We start from the raw sequence: 18,207 nt of genomic DNA on the forward strand, positions 1-18,207 counted from the left end.
CAGTCAGGAGCAATCCCCGCATGTCCGAGAACGTCGTTCACCTGCACAAGAACACCGAACCGACCGCCGATGAGGCGAGCGTGACCACGCTGACCGTGGTGCCCGACCCGGCGCCCGCCAAGCCCGTGCCGCTGTGGGTGCGCTCCGGCCGCGCGGTGAAGCACGCGGTGACCCACGAGACCACCAAGACGACCGTGCGCGCGGTCGCGCGGCACAGCCTCTACACCGTCAACGGGGGCCGGATCGTGGCCCGTCGCGCCTGGGACGGCAAGACCGGCGCCCGCTATGAGCGCATGCTGCGTGCCGCTGAGGCTGCCGGCAACTTCGAGGTGGCCGAAGAGTGGGAGGACCGCCTCCAGCGCTTCCGCGAGGCCCGCCACCGCCGCCGCATGGACCTGCTCCACTCGCCCGTCGACGCTGCCAAAACCGTCGGAGTCGGCGTCGGTATGAGCATCGGCGTCCTGGTGGCGCTCGGGGTCGTGATGGCCATCAACAACCACGACGTCGGCGACGTCATCACCCCGCTCGCGGCCACCATCGAGTTCATTGGCCTGCTCATCAGGATCGTGCAGATCGTGTGGGGTCCCGCCCTCGTCATCGGCCCGTTCCTGGCCCTGCTGGCGCTGTGGACGGTCGGCAGCAAGCAGCAGGCCGCCCCCGCCTGGGCGCTGCCCGCGAACGTTCGATCCGGCGAGGGTGAGCCGATTACCCCGTCCATCGTGGTCAAGGCCCTGCGTGACCTGGGGGTCGCTCCGCTGCGGGGCGCCATCAAGGAGATGGGCGACGCCGGCGCGTCCATGCTGTCTCCGATCCGGATCGCCGGATGTGGCGTGGAAGTCGACGTCACGCTCCCGTCCGGAGTGTCGACCAACGAGGTGCAGAACAAGCGGCGCAAGCTCGCCGAGAACCTCACCCGGCACGAACACGAAGTCTTCATCACCATCCCCGAGGCCGCCCGCACGGTCCGACTGTGGATCGCCGACTCCGGCGCGCTGGACGAGCCGATCGGCCCGTCCCCGCTGGTCACCGACGAGACACTGACCGCCGACTACGCCAAGGGCCGCGCCCCCTGGGGGCAGGACCTGCGCGGGGATGCTGCGAGCCTGAGCGTGTATCAACGCCACCTGCTCATCACCGGCCTGTCCAACCAGGGCAAGACCGCCGCCCTGCGCGCCCTCGCCCTGTGGCTGGCCCTGGACCGGTCGGTCGAGTTCTGGATGGGCGACCTCAAGGGCGCCGGCGACTGGGCCATGTTCGACGGGCTCGCCACCGTCCTGATCCAGGGGCCGACCGATGACCACGTCATCCAGGTGACCGAGATGGCCGAGGACGCCGTGGAGGAGATGAACCGCCGTCTCCAGGCGCCGCCCGGCACGGAGTTCCCGCTGCTGGTCGTCATCGTGGACGAGGCGCAGGTGGCGTTCATGTGCCCGGTCAAGGACAAGGAAAAGCGCCCGTACGGTGGCTCCAGCGCCACATCCCGGTACTTCATGGCCGCCCGGAAGATCCACAACCAGGGGCGAGCCGTGAACGTGCTGCTGTGGCAGGGCACCCAGGACCCCACCGACCAGAACCTCCCCAAGCTCGTTCGCGAGGGCGCCCACACCCGCGCCTCGCTCGCGCTGGGCACGGAGTCCCAGGCCCGCATGGCGCTGGGAGACAAGGCGGTCGACGGCGGCGCCGCGCCGAACCTGCTGCGTCCGGGTCTGGACAAGGGCACCCTCGTGGTCGCCTCCGACGGGATCGAGATCCCCAAGGGGCAGTCGTCCATCACGGTGCGCACGCACTACATCAGCACCGAGGACGCCACCGCGATCGCGGAGCGTGCCAAGGCGATGCGCGACGGGGTCACCACCTTGCACGTCGTCGACCGAGGCGAGGAGCGTGACCCGCTCGCGGACATCGCCTCCGTGGTCGGCGACGCGACCCGGGTGCGCACGCAGGACGTTCTCAAGCGGCTCGCGGTGCTCAACGCGGACGCATACGGCAAGTGGTCGTTCCTCGATCTCAAGCGCGTCCTGGACGGCACAGGAGCCGAGCCGTACAAGTCCGACGGGGTCATGGTCGTGGGCCGTGACCGCCTCGCCCGTGCCCTCGCCAACCGCGACGGCGACGGTTCCGCTTCCGCCTCCCAGTGACAGGGAGCCATTCCCGCCCGGGGCAGGGAGGCAGGGAGAACTCCCTGACCCCCTCCCTGCCCCGGCTCCCTGGCCCTGACCTGCACTGATGATCACTCAGGGAGGCAGGGAGGCACCCCAGGTCAGCGCCCGAAAACCCCCTCCACAACGCCTCCGGAAGGGGGTGTCTCTTCCTCCCTGACCCACTGCCGGAAGGGATTCCGCATGTACCCCGAACCCGCCCGCCAGGTGTCCGCCGAACGGGCCGTGGAAGTCCGCCAACCCACCCCGATACAGCCCATCGTCGCGGTTCCGGCGCCGCACGTTCCCGTCCAGCCGGGCACCGTTCCGGCGGTGACGAGCATCGTCCTGCCCGACGGCCGCGTGGTCACCGGCTACGCCCTCGAACCCGCCAAGCCCGAACCGATCGCGGCGAAACCGCCCGTCTCCGGCGCTGCCGTGAACGTCGCCCTCGGGGGCGTCGGGTTCCTTGCCGTATGTGGCGGACTGCTGCTGCTCACCACATTCATCACCGCCCTGACCGCGCTGATCACCCAGCTCATCACGCTCGCCGCCGTCATTTTCGGCGGATGGATCGCCGTGCAGGTGCTCGGCTCGAGCAGCCGCAAGGGCGGCACGACGGTGAACATCCGCCGCGCCGTCATCAAGCGGAACCACTTCCACGGCTAGCAGGGCAATGCCGTGCCGGCTATGGCTGGTTGTAGGCGAGCGGCCAGCCGGCGAAGCCGCCGTCGTCGGTCTGGTAGACCAGCTCTACGTACTCCTCACCGAGGAGATCCTTCACATCCTCGGTGGGCTCGCTGGGCAGCAGCACAGCAACCCGCAGTTCCCTGCGCCCGGGGATGTGGCGGCGGTAGTCGGCCAACTGCCCGATAGCCATTCGGACATTAGCCCGGGTCGTCAGTCCCTTCGCCTCGTACAGCGCGTGATCCGTCGCGTCGTACAGGTCAGGCGTCAGCGCCCCGGGCTCACCCTCGATGGTGATCTGGAAGCTGTGGGTCTTGTGGCCGGCCGCGGTCAGATGCGCCACGAACGCCTTGACCAACTCTCCTTCACGGCGCAGCACCTTGCGCTGCCCGGCAGGAATGTCCGCGACGGTCTCGGCGGTGCTGTGCTGCTCGGTCCTCTTGACCTTCGCTCCGCTCTGCTTCGGCAGTGCGACAGGTTCCGGCACCTCAACGACGGGTTCGACGATCTCGACATCCGACTTCGCGGCGGCCGGCATCCGGTCTGCCTCCGTCCACGCTGGCGTGGTTCCCTCAGCCGGCCGGAACCGGAAGACGAGCACGTTGCGCATCAACCCGTCCTTGCCGGGCCCGCGCCGAACGTCGTACGGCTTGATCGGGTCCAGCACCATCTGACCGATGTAGCGCTGCTGCATCGCACCGCTACCCGGCACCCTGCCGTGCGCGACGAACAGATGCACCTCGCGGCCCTTTTCGGCATGGGTGATCAGGGACCCGTTGCGGCCTGAAGGCTTGTGGTGTCCATTGGCGCCGGCGCCGGTGTACAGGTACAGCGGCCCGAACTCGTCGTCTTCGGCGCGGCCATCGAAGGTGTAGCCGTACTCCTCACCCGCCGACGGGTCGGAGTACACGAACACCATGCCCGCCTCGTCAGCCGGCTCGATGCCCTGGAACGTCCCGCAGCCATAGGCCGCCGCGATGGCATCGCGCGTCGTCACCAAACCGGGCACAAGATCAACGCTCGTCGTCATGGCGCGACCTTAACCACCCCCACTGACACCCTGCCGCCCCATTTCCCGGGGCGCAGGCAAAAGGGCGACCCCCCTTCCGCCAAGAACGCGGGGCCGCCCTCATCACCCAGCACCCTGCAACAGGACTGGAGACATCCAGCATGACCCATGACCCCCGTTCCGCGCTGCTACGCGCAGCGCTGGAAGCCGCCGAACGCGGTTGGCACGTCTTTCCGCTCCGGCCCGGCAGCAAGCGGCCCGCCCTCCACGGAGAACGCACCTGCACCCGCACCGGCCCGTGCGCGAGCGGCCACCTGAAGTGGGAGCAGCGTGCCACCACCGACGCCGACCGCATCCGGACCGCCTGGTCGGGGGCGCCGTTCAACGTCGGTATCGCCACCGGCCCCTCCGGGCTGCTGGTCGTCGACCTGGACGTGCCGAAGGACAAGGGCAGTTCGGACGCGCCTAGCGGCGCGGCGACCTTTGGAGCGCTCTGCGAGCGCGCCGGGCATGCCGTCCCCACCACCTACTGCACCCGGACCGCGAGCGGCGGACAGCACCTGTACTTCACCGCCCCGAACGGCATCCGCCTCGCCAACACGGCAGGAGCCGTCGGCGAGTTGGTCGACACCCGCGCTTGGGGCGGCTACGTCGTCGCTGCCGGCAGCATCACCCTCGCAGGAGCCTACGAAGCCCTGTGTGGCCCCGTAACGGCCTCTCTGCCCTCGTGGCTGCAAAGCATCCTGCAACCCGCACCCAAGGCTTCTCAGGCCCCTTCAGTGGCCTTATCGGGGCAATCTCGCCGATACGCGGATGTAGCGCTCGCCAACGAGACGCGGAACGTAGCCACGGCCCAACTCGGGGAGCGCGAGCGGAAGTTGTTCGTTGCGGCGCGCGCCCTGGGACGGTTCGTCGCGTGGGGCGACCTCCCCCGGCACGTGGTTGAGCAGGCTCTTCAGGAGGCAGGCGAGGCGGCTGGACTCGCCGCGTCCGAGTGCCGCTCCACCCTCCGCAGCGCCCTCAACTGGTCCATCGCCCACAACCAGACCAGGAGGGATGCAGCATGAGCACCCCTCCCCGCCTCTCCCTGAAGAGCATCACCGAGACCCCGTCCGGGCCGTCCGCCGCTCCGCAGCCCGTGGACACGACGGCCGTCGGCGCGCCGAAAGTCGCCGCCCGCAAGGGCGTCCGAACATGCCCTGACCCGCAGCAGGGCGACGGCCGGTATCCCGTCGCCTGGCTGCACATCCGCGCACCGTACGGCGCCACCCCGAGCGCGACGTCGACGTGCCTGTGCGGCCGGCACCGCACCGCCGTCGGCGAGCGCCGCGTGCACGCCCTGATCACCGACCACACCGCCCACCGCGACAACTGCCCGCTCCGCGCACCCAGGGAAGGGAGGACTGCGGCATGACGGACCCCACCACGACCGAGACCGAAGAACTTCCGCCGCCGTCCAACCCCATGGCCGTGGCCCGCCGCATCCTGCCCGACTGGCAGACCCAGGACGGACAGCCCGTATGCCGCCGCTGGCGCACGTCCTGGATGCGCTGGAACGGCACCTGCTGGCGGGAGCTGGACGAAGAGCAGGTCCGCAAGGCCATGTATGAGCGCCTGGAGCACGCCGTCTACCGGGCGCCAGCCAAGGACGGCCAGACCGAGGAGCGTGCCTGGGCACCCACGAAACCAAAGATCAGCAACCTGCTCGATGCCCTCGGGTCCATCACCCTGCTGCCCACCGAGGTCGACGCTCCCACCTGGACAGACGCAGAGAGCGAACAGGACGACGGGCCGATCGTGGCATGCGAGAACGGCCTGTTGCGCATCCGGGACCGCGCACTGCTGCCGCACACCCCTGACTTCTTCAACCTCGTGTCCGTCCCCTTCGCCTACCGCCCAGAGGCGACCGCACCGACCTGGGAAGCGTTCCTGACACAAATCTGGCCCAACGACCCCGACGCCATCCAGGCCCTTCAAGAGTGGTTCGGCTACGTCCTCTCAGGCCGCACCGACCAACAGAAGATCCTGCTCATGGTCGGCCCGTCCCGCTCCGGCAAAGGCACCATCGCCCGCGTCCTCAAAGAGCTGGTCGGCAAAGAGAATCTTGCCGGGCCCACGCTCGCCGGACTCGGCACCAACTTCGGCTTGTCCACCCTGATCGGCAAGCCACTCGCGGTCATCGCCGACGCCCGGCTGTCCGGCAACGACAACAGTCAAGTCGTCGAACGGCTCCTGACCATCTCCGGCGAGGACACCATCGACATCGACCGCAAATACCGCGCCGTGTGGACCGGCAAACTGCCCACCCGGCTGGTGATCCTGTCCAACGAGTTGCCGCACTTCGGCGACTCCTCCGGCGTCATCGCCCGCCGCTTCATCCTGCTGAACATGACGGTGTCCTGGCTGGGCAAGGAAGATCCCACCCTGTTCGATCGGCTCGTTGCCGAGATGCCCGGCATTCTCAACTGGGCCCTGGAAGGGCTCGCCCGCCTCCAGCGCACCGGCCGAATCACCGAACCGGCCTCCAGTCGTGAAGCCATCACCACCATGCAGGACACCGCCTCACCCACCTCCGCGTTCATCCGGGAACGCTGCACCACCGGACCCACCTGCTCCGTGCCCGTGGACGCGCTGTGGAACGTCTGGCGGGAGTGGGCCGAGGACAACGGCGTCCGCCCTGGCACCAAGCAGGTGTTCGGCCGCAACCTGCTCTCCGTCGTCCCCCAACTCAGCCGCTCCAGGCCCCGCGACGCGTACGGCCGGCAGGTGGTCACCTACACCGGGATCACGCTGAACATGTCCGAACCACATTTGCCTGAGTCGCGACTCATCGCCTCTCAAGCCCCCTCTGAGCGCCGCTGAGTGCCGATGAGTCGCGACTCAGAGCAATGTATTTCCAACTCGTGGAGGACTCAGTGAGCGCGCCCGCCCCCGTCCGAGACGACCCCCGCGCCATCCTCCGGGGTGGTCTCCCGGACCGGTACCTCACCGCTGACGACATAGCTGTGATCTTCAAGGTGCCCAAGGAAACCGTCTACCAGTGGCGCAAGAAGCGCATCGGCCCGCCCGGCTTCCGAATCGGCAAGTACATCCGTTACGACCCCGCTGACGTGCGCGCATACGTCACCGGTCGCAAGGACGCCGAGCGCGACACCGCCTGACCGAATACCCCACCAAAGACAGAGGGAGAGCCGCTATCGGCGGCTCTCCCTGCTGCTTGTCGAGAAGGGACCGCCGCCACATGGCCGGCCACATCCAAGACCGCTGGTACAAAACCGAGAAGGACGCCAACGGCAAGACCATCCGCGTCAAGACCGACCGGTACGGCACGGGCATGCGCTACCGGGCCCGGTACGTCGGCCCGGACGGAACCGAGAAGTCCAAGAGCTTCCCCGACGGCAAGAAGCGTCTAGCCGATCAGTGGCTTGCCCAGATTGAGGCCGACATGGCGCGGGGGCAGTACGTCGATCCCAAGGCTGGCCGCACCACCTTCCAGCAGTACGCCGAACGCTGGGTCGCTGCGCAGACGACCGACGTTTCCACCCGAGCGGGCACAGAGTCCCGACTCAGGCTGCACGCCTACCCGCACATCGGTTCCCGCCCGCTCAGCTCCTTCCAGCCGGAGCAAATCCGCACGTGGTCAAGGCAGTTGGAAGACAAGGGTCTTGCCGCGTCGTACCGGCGGGTCATCTTCGCCAACGTCTCCGCCGTATTCACGGCAGCCTTGGACGACGGATTGATCAGTAAGAACCCCTGCCGTGCAGCCTCAGTGAAGGCGCCGGCAATGGTGCCCAGTCGAGTGCGGCCCTGGACGGCCGAGCGCGTATTCGCCGTACGTGCCGCCCTGTCTGAGGGCTACCGCGCCATGGTGGACGCGGGCGGTGGTTGCGGCCTACGGCAGGGCGAGATCTTTGGTCTCCCTGTCGATGAAATCAACTTCCTGAAAGGGTGGTTGCACGTCGGCTATCAGGTGAAGTTGGTCGACAATCAGGCCGTATTCGCACCTCCGAAGCGCGGCAAGGTGCGTGACGTTCCGCTGCCCGAGCGGGTTGGGCAGGCATTCGCGGTTCACATGAAGCGATTTCCGCCTACGGAGGTGACGTTGCCGTGGCTTGTCCCAGGAGGGCAGCCCGTGACGAAGAAGCTTATGTTCACCGCTCCCGAAGGCGGTGCGCTCGTGCGGCACAACTTCAACCGGGATGCCTGGAAGCCCGCCCTGGTGTCCGCTGGAGTCCTCCCTGAGCCTGAGCAGGGCCAACGGATCGCGGAATCGCGCGAGGACGGCATGCATGCGCTCAGGCACTTCTACGCGTCCGTCCTGCTCGACGCGGGGGAGAACATCAAGGCGTTGAGCCGCTACCTGGGGCACAGCGACCCTGGGTTCACCCTGCGGGTCTACACGCACCTCATGCCGAGCAGCGAGAGCCGCACGCGGCGGGCGGTCGACGGCGTGTATCGGGCCGCTCGTGAGGGCGATGACGGCCCACAGACGGCCCACGCGGCATGAAGTAGCCCCCCACCAGCGGTGAACCCGCTGGTGGGGGCCTATCTGGCGTTAGGTCTGGCCTAGTTTAACTAGAACTGGTATCAGTTCTGAAACACCGTCAGAAGACACCGTCAGGAACGGGAACCACCGTCCGGGAACGGGATCGCCGGCTCCTCAGGAGGCAGTCGCCATGGCCGAGCTCATGGAACACGGACAGCTGTTCATCGGCGGGGAGTTGACCGACCCGCTCGGCAAGGACGTCATCGAGGTGGTCTCGCCGCACACGGAAGAGGTCATCGGGCGGGTGCCGCACGCCTCTTCGGCCGACGTGGACCGGGCGGTGGCCGTGGCGCGCAAGGCGTTCGACGAGGGGCCCTGGCCGCGGCTGTCGCTCGACGAGCGGATCGAGGTCGTCACCCGCATCAAGGACGCGATCGCCGTACGGCACGAGGAGATCGCCCGGGTGATCTCGTCGGAGAACGGATCACCGTACTCCTGGAGCGTCCTCGCGCAGGCCCTCGGCGCGATGATGGTGTGGGACGCGGCGATCACGGTCGCGCGGAACTTCACGTACGAGGAGACCCGCGACGGAGTGCTCGGCAGGATCCTCGTGCGGCGCGAGCCGGTCGGGGTGGTCGCGGCCGTGGTCCCCTGGAACGTCCCGCAGTTCGTGGCCGCCGCGAAACTCGCGCCCGCGCTGCTCACCGGCTGCACGGTGATCCTCAAGCCGTCGCCGGAGTCGCCGCTGGACGCGTACATCCTCGCCGACATCGCGAGGGAGGCCGGGCTGCCGGAGGGCGTCCTGTCGATCCTCCCGGCGGACCGCGAGGTGAGCGAGTACCTGGTCGGGCACCCGGGCGTCGACAAGGTCTCCTTCACCGGCTCGGTCGCGGCCGGGAAGCGCGTGATGGAGGTGGCCTCCCGCAACCTCACCCGCGTCACCCTCGAACTGGGCGGGAAGTCGGCGGCGATCGTCCTGCCGGACGCGGACATCGAGACGTCCGTCCCCGGGATCGTCTCCGCGGCCTGGATGAACAACGGGCAGGCGTGCGTGGCCCAGACCCGCATTCTGCTGCCGCGCTCGCGCTACGACGAGTTCGCCGACGCCTTCGCGGCGGCCGCGAGCGCGCTGGTGGTCGGCGACCCGCTGGACCCGGCGACCCAGGTGGGCCCGCTGGTGGCCGAGAGGCAGCAGCGCAGGAACCTCGACTACATCCGCATCGGCCAGGAGGAGGGCGCGAAGATCCTCACCGGCGGCGGGCGCCCACCGGGCCTGGACCGCGGCTGGTACGTGGAGCCGACCCTCTTCGGCGACGTCGACAACTCCATGCGGATCGCCCGGGAGGAGATCTTCGGCCCGGTGATCTGCCTGCTCCCGTACGGCGACGAGTCCGAGGCGCTGAAGATCGCCAACGACTCGGACTACGGGCTGTCCGGCAGCGTGTGGACGGCGGACGTCGGGCACGGCATCGAGGTGGCGCGGCAGGTCCGTACCGGCACGTACTCGGTCAACACCTTCAGCCTGGACATGCTCGGCCCGTTCGGCGGCTACAAGAACTCCGGGCTGGGGAGGGAGTTCGGCCCGGAGGGCTACGGCGAGTATCTCGAACACAAGATGATCCACCTCCCGGCCGGCTGGGAGGCGTGAGCGGTCATGGGTGACCGCTGGCACGTCGAGGTCGATCGCTCCCTGTGCATCGGCTCCGCCCAGTGCATCCACCACGCCCCGGACGCCTTCCGCCTCGACACCGCCCGCCAGTCCCACCCGGTCGACCCCGACACGGACGCGGGCGAACAGGTCCTGGCGGCGGCGGAGAGCTGCCCGGTGGAGGCCATCGTGATCACGCTGGTGGGGAGCGGGGAGGCGGTGTTTCCACCGGAGGAATAGGAACTGTCGATGCCTCGAACAGGACTGTAGGCGCCTCGCTGTACGCTCCCCGGGTTTCTGTTTCACGTGAGGTTCACGGGATGGGTGGGGAAGCGTGCGCAAGTTTGAGGCCAAGCAGCTGATCAAGCAGGCGTACCAGGCGTGGGACGCAGAGGACTGGCTGCGTGCGGCCAGCCGCTTCGAACAGGTCCTCGCGCACTTCCCGGACGAGAAGCAGAGCGCGGTGTGGTGGTACGACGCCGCGCTCGCGTACAAGTTCCTGCGCAACTGGCAGAAGGCCTACGACCTGGGCCGCGAGGCCGCCGCCCGGGCACCGCGGGGCGAGGGCGACCCCGCGTACTGGAACCTCGGCATAGCGGCGACGATCCAGCGCGAGTGGGCGACCGCTCGGGACGCCTGGACCGGCTTCGGGATCGACGTCCCGGACGGGGAGGGCGAGCTCGTGGGCCGCTTCGGCAACGCCTGTGTACGGCTGGACTCCGGCGGTGAGCGGGAGGTCGTGTGGATCGAGCGGCTGTGCCCCACGCGCGGGCGGGTGGTCAATGTGCCGGTGACCGGCGGTCGGCGGTACGGCGAGATCGTCGTCCACGACGGGGTGCCGAACGGGGAGCGGATCGTCGACGGCACGACGTATCCCGTCTTCGACGAGCTGATGCTCTTCGAGGCGTCGGACCTGCCGACCCTGGAGGTTACGGTGCACGCCGGGGAGTCGGCCGACCTGGAGGCGCTGGTCGACCGTTCACTGAGCACGGCTTCGGGGCGGAGCCCGCGAGCAGCGTGCGGATGCTGTGCGCCTGCTGCAGCGAGGGCACCCACCAGCAGGAACGGTCCGTGGTGGCGGGCGCCCAGCAGGTGTCGCTGGCGGCTCCGGAGCAGGAGGCGCGGCGGTTGCCGGAGCGATGGGCGGGGGAGATGGTGATGGGGCGGAGTTGGAGCGGGCTGGGGCCGGTGGGCTAGGCATTCCATCCGTTTTTGCCCAAAAAAATCACTATTCCAGGGGTTCTCTTCGTGCGCAGAGGTTCTATCCTGTAATTGGCCTACGGGACGAGTGAGGGAGTTCGACCGGAGTAGCCGACATTGGCGTGAGGCAGACGGTCTCCGCCGGTGCCGACGTCGACGGTCGGGCTGAGAGGCCGGAAGGTCGGAAGACCGAAAGGTCCGAAGACTGGAAGGCGACCCCCAGTCACCTGATCCGGACAATACCGGCGAAGGGAACCCGTCTCGTAGGTCCTTTCTGTGCCCGGTTCGCCCGTCACGCCTCCTGGTAGAGGTTGACGATGTTGCCGTCCGGGTCACGCAACCACACCGAGCGCCGTCCCCACGGCTGGGCTGTCGGGGGCTTGAGGATCTCGACACCCCGGCCCAGCAGACGCTCGTGCCGCGCATCCACGTGAGTGACCTGGAACTCCAGCGTGAAGCCGCCGCTCGCGGCGCCGGCCATCGAGCCGGGCACCATCGACTCCATGCCCTGAGTGGAGAGGAACGACAGGACGGCACCGGGGACCGTCACCCGGGCGAAGGGGTCGCCACCTTCGATCTCTGCGTCCAGGACAGCGGCGTAGAAGGCGGCGAGGGCCGGAACGTCGTCGGTGATCAGGGAGGTGCCGGTGAAGTGTCTGCATCGGGGCATCGTAGGTCGATGCCGGGACGCTCGGGTCGGAACTCCTCTCGACCACGGTTACGTCGAGCTCCTGGTGATTGCGGAACGCAGACTCGAACAGCAATTTCCTGGCCTCGCCTCTGGTGAGTTCGAGCAGCGCTTCCTCGCGATGGTTTCGAATGTCGCCGACGTAGGGCGGAACACGTGAACGACTGGTGCAAAAGGTGACGTTGGCGGTGAGGGTGTCCTCCGAAAAGCCGCCCTCGGAAAGGGAGATGTATCCCAGGATGGGGTGCGTGCATTCCTCAGGAGCGGCTAGAGATCTTTAACGGTGCGGGTTACGTCGGGTCGTGACAGCTGTCGTGGGCCGCGCTATGCCGGGAGGGTGAGGTATCCCGATGGCGGTGGATTGACGGCCGAGGAACGTTCTCGGCGTGAGCAAGTCCGGCTCGCAGCCGCCGATCTGATCGAGGCTGCCGGAGCCAGTGACCGGGAGGTGGCCCGACGGTTCAGGGTGACCCGGATGTCGGCGAACCGGTGGCGGCGGGCGTTGGCTTCGGGCGGTCGGCAGGCTCTGGTCTCAAAGGGCCCCGGCGGCGCCCGCTGCAAGCTCGATGCGGAACAACTCCGTCACTTGGAAGCTGTGTTGGACGCTGGCCCGGCCGCCGTGGATGGGGACGGGCTGACCGCTGCGGGGCGTCGGCGCCGGGAGACGGTACGGATGCAGGCGGCCGAGCGGATGGACCGGGCGCCGCGACACTGGGCCGGTGCGGTCGACCACCAGGAGCCGGATCCCATCACGGATGCGTGCCACGACTACGAGGAGAATGCTCCGAGTTCTTGTTCTGTCTTTCCGGACCGGCCGGTCTGTGCGCGCGACGCTTCGGCCCGCTCCTTGACGCCGAGGAGAAAGCGGCGGGTCATGATGAATGCCGCCGGCTCCATGATGCGCATGCCCAGCCACCAGAGCACCTTCTTCGGTACGTGCTCGCTGCCGCGCGTGACAAATCGTGTGCGTTGATCGTCGAGCGGATGCAGAACAAACTGCCAGACCCACTTGAAGCCGCGATCCTCGTAACTCAGCGCGAGTGCGCGAAGCGGTTGCACAACTCCCACGGCGAGCTCTGTGTTGTGCCCCCAGGGGATCTTGTCACCGACGGCAAGGTGCTGAAACTCGGGGAGGATGCGCGTCGCGCTTGGGCGATCGAGAAAGCCGAAGAGCCGGTCGAGCCAGTCGTAGCTATACAGCCCGCCGCGCTGGTAGCCGATCTGCACCAACCACGGCCAGATGTCCTCTGGAGGCGCATTCACGGTGATCGCCTGCATCGACATGTCCGTCGGATTGGGGATCAACGCGTCGCCGGGCATCACGCGCGCAAGCTCCTCAGGCGTGGTTCCCCACCGGCTGAAGCATCGCCGAACGGGAAACCAGTAGACCGCCGTGAGCGCGAGGACGCCGCCGAGTTTCCGAAGGCGCCCCTCCGCAGCAAGATCGTTCAGCGCCATCCCGGGCCTCCTTCATCGCTCGGCACCAGACTCGCACAAACAACCTTCTCGTACATCCGCTCCCAGGCGCATCGCGCCTGGGAGCGGCCACCTGCGCCGCACTCACCCTCGGTGGTGGCGCCTGGCTCGCGGGTCTGCTGTAGCGGTGCTGAGGCGCGATCCAGATTTTTCGGAGTTCGACGGTCCGAGGATGTCAAGAACGTGCCACCGGCACCGTCCCAGGGACATCAGCGGCCACCACCGGCCGCACGAGGAAGAAGGAGACACCAGCATGGCGATTCAGCGGATGGACAACGTCGGCATCGTCGTCGAGGACATGGATGCCGCCGACAGCTGTCACGACCCGACGTAACCCACACCGTTAAAGATCTCTAGCAGGGCCAGGCACGCGTAAGCGAGTGAGCGTCGTAGGAGTCGGTCCTGCCTTTCCGGGCCGGAAGCGGAAACGAAAGCGGCGCCTACCCACTGGCAGCCCTGCAAGCCGGATACAGCGGTGCTGGGCAGGTTCGTTCCTACGAGATGGGACATTCTGTCGTTCATTCTCACGGGTGCTCACCGCCGTCGAACGCGTTCCAAGCCTCGCTCACCGCTGCCTGGAGGTCTGTGTCAGAGAGGTCGCCGGGCTCTACGAGGTCGGGATCGGGGGAGTAGTCCTCGAGGAGCATGAGCACCCGGTCGAAGAGGCCTTCGAGGGAGCCTTGGATCCGTTCGCCATTCGCCTGCGAGGCGCGCCGGGTTTCCCTCCAGCCGTGGGCGAAGTCCGATGCGTTGCGGGTGCCCCGCGTGAACTCGTCCAGGAGGGACAGTTGGCGCGCTGCAGCGCTCTCCGGATCGACGTCGGAAGGATGGGGCCACGCCCTGTGCGCGGCTGGGTAGGCGGCTGCGACGGCCGTCAGGGAGGGGCACTGTTCCGCGACCGTGCGGGCGTAACGGCTGAAGCGTGCCCGTGCGGAGTCGATGCCTTCATTGACGGCCGCGGCCATGAAAGCCGGGGTTCCCGCGAGAAGGGCGTAACCCGCTTCCGGGAGCAGGACAGTTCCTTAGTGGTCGGGTGTCCAGAGGAGGGATGTCGGACGGACACCCGAAACGCCCCGTCGAAGGGGAGCTGGAAATCATCGTGTCCAGCGAACCATGAGCGACGGCCGACAAAGGCCGGACCAGGGATATCCTCGGACGATGTCGAATCGGGCGGTAGCAGCTGGAGTAGGTCTCGCGCGGGTGATGGCGCACTGCGGGGGCAGCCCATCAGTAGCCGTGCACTATCTGGCGGGTGCCATCGCCTCCGCACCTGAGAACCCCGAGCCCTATGCGGTTCTTGCCGAGTTGTGGAGGGACAAGCCGTCGGAGCTGGCCGAGGTCGTCCAGGGTGCCGACTCCTTGAGGACGGTACTGGCGCAGTCGTACATCAGCTTCCTTCAGGACGACATGGACGGCGCGGCGCTGGCGATCGGATCGGTCACGGGCGTGCGACCCGACATCGCCTGGGCCAACGCCCCCTGGTTCAGCGATGAACGATTTCTCGGTGTGGTGAGTGCCGATGCGCTGGCCGAGGCCGCGATGCGGACGATGGACTATGGCCATGATCTGGACACCGAAGCCATGCGGGAACGATTTCGGCCCTGGTTCGAAGCCATCGACGTGATCTCTGCCCGCCAGCCGTTGCCGGAGGCGTTGGCGAAGATGGCGATCTTGCTGCGGGCATGCGGTCTCACCGACGCGTCGTTTGCCCTCTGCGACCAGGCGGACTCCATTGAGCGGATCATGCTGACGGAAGTTGTGCGAGCAGGCACGTGGCGCAAGCTGAGTGATCTTCAGCAGACCGCGACGGCGTTCGAGCGCGCTTGTGCCCTGGAACCGGCCAACTGGTCGCTCTATCTCGACCTGGCCGACGTGCGTGCTGAGCAAGGCGACTTCACCTCTGCCGTCCGGCTGATCGATCAGGGGATGAGGCACGAGCCGGCTGAGCTCTCACTTCGCGCGGCCGGGGCTGCCTACCGTGCACGACTGACCGGCTCACGTGCCGATCTGAGCGAACTCATCGAACTGGCGCCGCATCTGCCGAACGACTCGTACCGGGACCTGCTGATTGATCACGCGTGTGCCGGTCCCGCGCTGCCGGCCGAACTCGTGGCTGCGGCCCGGCGCATCCAGAACAGCTGAGGGTCCGCTCCTCCACGAGCAGCAGCTCCAGCCAGCAAGTGCCCAGCAGCGCGACAACCCCCGGTCTGCCCCTGTCTGTCGGGATCTCGGGGAGCGAACCTGCACGACAGCCAGGCTCTTATCCCCTGGTGAAGGGCATACCGCCGATCCGCTCCCGCCGCGGACGGCGGCGACGCAGGCATCGCTGGACGATCGAACGCACCAACGGCCTGGCTCGCCGGCTGCCGCCGTCTCCACCGACGCTACGAACGCAAAGCCGACCACTTCCTGGCCTTCACCTGCATCGCCTGCACCCTCATCTGCTACCGAGGGCTCGACAGCCAAGTGTGCCGCTAATTCGATGGAACGCATCGAATGGTGCCCTCACGCTGGTCACCGTGGCAGAACCCAAGCACCAAATCCGCGCCCTTTACACGGCTTCCACGGTCACCGTCTACCAGGCGTACGTCCGGAGATCGGTCTTCCCGCGGCCCGAGACGGTCGCTTCCCGGAAGCCTGGCAGCGGGACCGGATGACGTGGATCACCAAGCCGCTTTCACAGCCCTCATCCAGCGCGGCAGCTCTGGACCCAGGTGGAGCTACTCCACCTCGATGCCGAAATCCTGAACGAGTTCCTCCAAGCCGCCCGTGTAGCCCTTGCCGCCCAGGACGAAGTCCCAGTCTCCGTTCGATCTTCGGCGGAAGGAGCCGAGTACCAAGGCGGTTTCGCGCGTCCGGCCGTCGGAGACTTCAAGCTGTCCCAGCTCAGCCAGCCCCGGGTCGAGCAGGCGGATGCAGGCGTCCGTGAAACCGGAGAGGTCGGCGTTCGGGTTGACCTCTGGGTCGATGGCCGCCACGAGCACGAACCGGTCGGCCTCATTGGGCAACCCGTCGAAGGAGACACAGATCGCGGCCTTGTCAGGTGCAGTGGCCGGGAGAGCACGCACTGAGCCGTCCGGCGTCTGCGGGTTGTTGAAGAAGACGAAGTGATCGTCACTGAGGACCCGGTTGCCACGGCAGACGAGAGCGCACACGTCCAAGGCGACGCTTCCAGTCCACGACATGCCCAAGACGTTGTAATCGTCTGGCAGCCGAGTGTCCGGCACGGAGGGCGTCGGCTGTGCTGAGACTTGCCGAGCGCCGTCACCAAGCCGCCCACGCAGCCCATGACGATGCAACAGATCCACGAGTTCGGGGCCCGAGATGAGTTCCAGCGGCTTGCCGTTGGCGAAAGTGTGCGAGCCAGGGCCGAACCCTGACGTCGTCACGAGGACACCTTTGTTGGCGCCGGCGTCCTGCACGGTTCCATACAAGTCGCGCACAGCGGTGGGCGGCACCGTGTTGCGGTAGCGCTTCACCTGCACGACGATCTTGCCGCCTCGGATCGGTGCCGGATCCAGTGCGTCGACGTCTACACCACCATCGTTGGAGCGCTGGGTGGTCACCGCCTGCATCCCCATAGCCCGGAAGAGATCGGCAACGAGATTCTCGAAGGCGATCGGGTCCATTGCGAACAGGTCCGGCTCCTCATCGCTGCCATGGGCGACAATGCGGTTCCCGACATCCTGGGGCCGCCTACTCGGCCGTACCGGTGCGAGCTGGTCCGGCCGAGCCGAGAGCTGCCCGCGCAGGGCGTCAGCCAGGCAACTACCTGCGTCCACCTGCGCCAGGTGCAGGTCACGGAACGAAAAGCGCGAGGCCATGACGGTTGCGAGGAAAATTTGGCCCGGTCGGCCCGTTGTAGGGTCATGCCCATCGACGAACCCGTTCAAGGTCACTGACTCAAGCGCACCCAGCTCGTCTGCGGCGAACAGCTCGTGCAAAACAAGCAGCATGCACTGAGCCAGAACCTCCCTGTACAAAGAACGGCGCTGGCCTGCTGGGCGGGGAGTCTCCTTGTCCTGGTCGACGCCGGACATGTACCGAACAGCCTTGACCTCCGGCACGATGCTGTAGGCAGGCAACTCCCAATCCAGCACCAATTGCCGGGCGGCCGGGTCGTAGGCTGCTGCCACCTGGCGTGGGAAACCTTCCGGCCATGCCGTCGAGGCGTAGAGAGCGGCAGAGAAGTACTCGATCACGGAATCGGGATCCTGGCGCCTAACGCCTTCGGTTATCGCCACGACGCCGGCGTTGTGTCGCCGTACATCAGCCAGCTGAGTATCGGCCCACTGCTGGTACTCCCGCTGGTACGACGTCAGCTGTTGCTGTCGGTGCGCCTCCGCGGCTTGAGCAATCTGCCAGTCCCGCTCGAAGCGCGCTCGTGCTTCGGCCTGCGCCTGGGCCCGGCGACTCGCAGTCCAGCCGCTCTGCGTTTGGTAGAGATTGTAATCCGGCATGGGCACTGGCTGTGCCAGTGGTCCTGGAGCGAAGGGCTGGACCTCCTCAGGTCGCATGAGAGAGGCAGCCCTAAAGGCCGGAGCCTGGCAACCCGAGGCAAGAAGACCTTGCAACGACGCAACCTGCGCGTCCAGCTCCTCCGTGCGCCGTAGAGCTTCTGCCTGCCGGTAGTCGCGGTGGCTCTGAGCAGCTCGTCGCTGGTAGGCCCGCGCTTGCTGATCTTGCTGTCTCCGCCGTCTGGCTTCGGCTTCCAGTTGGCGCTGCTGCTGCCGTTGCATCTCAGCCCAGACACCGACAAAACCAGTAGAGCGACGACTCATGTGCTGCAGGCCCTCCCCAGGACGTTGGCAGCCGAAAGGCGCTTTGGTTGTCCCCACAACCAGTTGTAACAAGACGACTCTAGCCAGCAATCAC

General features: G+C 67.3%; 17 protein-coding genes and 3 pseudogenes. 15 read left to right on the forward strand and 5 right to left on the reverse strand.

The features are described from left to right. Positions 1–20 precede the first annotated feature (20 nt). On the forward strand, positions 21–2,138 hold the full coding sequence (locus tag ABZO29_RS31325; RefSeq protein WP_367323527.1) for an ATP-binding protein: 2,118 nt from the start codon (positions 21–23) through the stop codon (positions 2,136–2,138). 204 nt (positions 2,139–2,342) lie between these two features. Beyond that, entirely contained in the window at positions 2,343–2,807 is a 465-nt protein-coding gene (locus ABZO29_RS31330; RefSeq protein WP_367323528.1) for a hypothetical protein, read from the forward strand. Positions 2,808–2,826: 19 nt separating this feature from the next. On the opposite strand, the gene ABZO29_RS31335 is transcribed toward ABZO29_RS31330, so the two are convergent. Next, positions 2,827–3,855 (reverse strand): hypothetical protein, encoded by a 1,029-nt coding sequence (locus tag ABZO29_RS31335; RefSeq protein WP_367323529.1) that lies wholly within the window; start codon positions 3,853–3,855, stop codon positions 2,827–2,829. 140 nt (positions 3,856–3,995) lie between these two features. Here ABZO29_RS31335 and ABZO29_RS31340 point away from each other — a divergent pair, with 140 nt between their 5' ends. The 8 genes from ABZO29_RS31340 to ABZO29_RS31375 all read left to right on the forward strand — a co-directional run bounded on the left by ABZO29_RS31340 (position 3,996) and on the right by ABZO29_RS31375 (position 11,127). Beyond that, complete coding sequence (locus tag ABZO29_RS31340; protein WP_367323530.1) at positions 3,996–4,901, forward strand: bifunctional DNA primase/polymerase; 906 nt, start codon at positions 3,996–3,998, stop codon at positions 4,899–4,901. Then, on the forward strand, positions 4,898–5,248 hold the full coding sequence (locus ABZO29_RS31345; protein ID WP_367323531.1) for a hypothetical protein: 351 nt from the start codon (positions 4,898–4,900) through the stop codon (positions 5,246–5,248). Before ABZO29_RS31340 ends, ABZO29_RS31345 begins: the two co-directional genes overlap by 4 nt. Further along, positions 5,245–6,696 carry a phage/plasmid primase, P4 family gene (locus tag ABZO29_RS31350; RefSeq protein ID WP_367323532.1) on the forward strand — a complete coding sequence of 484 codons (1,452 nt, stop codon included), beginning with the start codon at positions 5,245–5,247 and terminating at the stop codon, positions 6,694–6,696. Before ABZO29_RS31345 ends, ABZO29_RS31350 begins: the two co-directional genes overlap by 4 nt. A 26-nt stretch (positions 6,697–6,722) precedes the next feature. Beyond that, positions 6,723–6,995 carry a helix-turn-helix domain-containing protein gene (locus ABZO29_RS31355; protein ID WP_367323533.1) on the forward strand — a complete coding sequence of 91 codons (273 nt, stop codon included), beginning with the start codon at positions 6,723–6,725 and terminating at the stop codon, positions 6,993–6,995. 80 nt (positions 6,996–7,075) lie between these two features. Next, positions 7,076–8,341, forward strand: a complete 1,266-nt coding sequence (locus ABZO29_RS31360; RefSeq protein WP_367323534.1) for a tyrosine-type recombinase/integrase — start codon at positions 7,076–7,078, stop codon at positions 8,339–8,341. A gap of 169 nt (positions 8,342–8,510) precedes the next feature. Beyond that, entirely contained in the window at positions 8,511–9,968 is a 1,458-nt protein-coding gene (locus ABZO29_RS31365) for an aldehyde dehydrogenase (protein ID WP_367323535.1), read from the forward strand. A 6-nt stretch (positions 9,969–9,974) separates the two neighbouring features. Then, entirely contained in the window at positions 9,975–10,208 is a 234-nt protein-coding gene (locus ABZO29_RS31370; protein WP_367323536.1) for a ferredoxin, read from the forward strand. A gap of 94 nt (positions 10,209–10,302) precedes the next feature. Then, the gene (locus ABZO29_RS31375) at positions 10,303–11,127 is read left to right on the forward strand and encodes a tetratricopeptide repeat protein (RefSeq protein WP_367323537.1); all 825 of its coding nucleotides are present in this window, start codon (positions 10,303–10,305) and stop codon (positions 11,125–11,127) included. A gap of 333 nt (positions 11,128–11,460) precedes the next feature. Here the strand turns inward: ABZO29_RS31375 and ABZO29_RS31380 are convergent, their stop codons facing one another. After that, the gene (locus ABZO29_RS31380; protein WP_367323538.1) at positions 11,461–11,838 is read right to left on the reverse strand and encodes a VOC family protein; all 378 of its coding nucleotides are present in this window, start codon (positions 11,836–11,838) and stop codon (positions 11,461–11,463) included. Between the two features lie 355 nt (positions 11,839–12,193). On the opposite strand from ABZO29_RS31380, the pseudogene ABZO29_RS31385 reads away from it, so the two are divergent. Further along, positions 12,194–12,373 (forward strand): annotated as a pseudogene (locus tag ABZO29_RS31385) (helix-turn-helix domain-containing protein); the annotation flags it as partial. A 251-nt stretch (positions 12,374–12,624) separates the two neighbouring features. Here the strand turns inward: ABZO29_RS31385 and ABZO29_RS31390 are convergent. Next, entirely contained in the window at positions 12,625–13,314 is a 690-nt protein-coding gene (locus ABZO29_RS31390) for an SRPBCC family protein (RefSeq protein WP_367326438.1), read from the reverse strand. Between the two features lie 190 nt (positions 13,315–13,504). Here ABZO29_RS31390 and ABZO29_RS31395 point away from each other — a divergent pair, with 190 nt between their 5' ends. Continuing rightward, complete coding sequence (locus tag ABZO29_RS31395; RefSeq protein WP_367323539.1) at positions 13,505–13,666, forward strand: hypothetical protein; 162 nt, start codon at positions 13,505–13,507, stop codon at positions 13,664–13,666. A gap of 190 nt (positions 13,667–13,856) precedes the next feature. Here the strand turns inward: ABZO29_RS31395 and ABZO29_RS31400 are convergent, their stop codons facing one another. Further along, the gene (locus ABZO29_RS31400) at positions 13,857–14,297 is read right to left on the reverse strand and encodes a hypothetical protein (RefSeq protein ID WP_367323540.1); all 441 of its coding nucleotides are present in this window, start codon (positions 14,295–14,297) and stop codon (positions 13,857–13,859) included. Positions 14,298–14,568: 271 nt separating this feature from the next. Here ABZO29_RS31400 and ABZO29_RS31405 point away from each other — a divergent pair, with 271 nt between their 5' ends. The 3 genes and pseudogenes from ABZO29_RS31405 to ABZO29_RS31415 all read left to right on the forward strand — a co-directional run. Further along, complete coding sequence (locus tag ABZO29_RS31405; protein ID WP_367323541.1) at positions 14,569–15,474, forward strand: hypothetical protein; 906 nt, start codon at positions 14,569–14,571, stop codon at positions 15,472–15,474. Positions 15,475–15,650: 176 nt separating this feature from the next. Next, positions 15,651–15,810: pseudogene (locus tag ABZO29_RS31410) on the forward strand (IS5/IS1182 family transposase); the annotation flags it as partial. A gap of 41 nt (positions 15,811–15,851) precedes the next feature. After that, positions 15,852–15,997, forward strand: a pseudogene (locus tag ABZO29_RS31415) (DUF4291 family protein); the annotation flags it as partial. 55 nt (positions 15,998–16,052) lie between these two features. Here ABZO29_RS31415 and ABZO29_RS31420 read toward each other — a convergent pair. Beyond that, positions 16,053–18,113 (reverse strand): restriction endonuclease, encoded by a 2,061-nt coding sequence (locus tag ABZO29_RS31420; RefSeq protein WP_367323542.1) that lies wholly within the window; start codon positions 18,111–18,113, stop codon positions 16,053–16,055. Between the last annotated feature and the right edge of the window lie 94 nt (positions 18,114–18,207).

This window comes from Streptomyces sp. HUAS ZL42 (assembly GCF_040782645.1).
Taxonomy (GTDB): domain Bacteria; phylum Actinomycetota; class Actinomycetes; order Streptomycetales; family Streptomycetaceae; genus Streptomyces.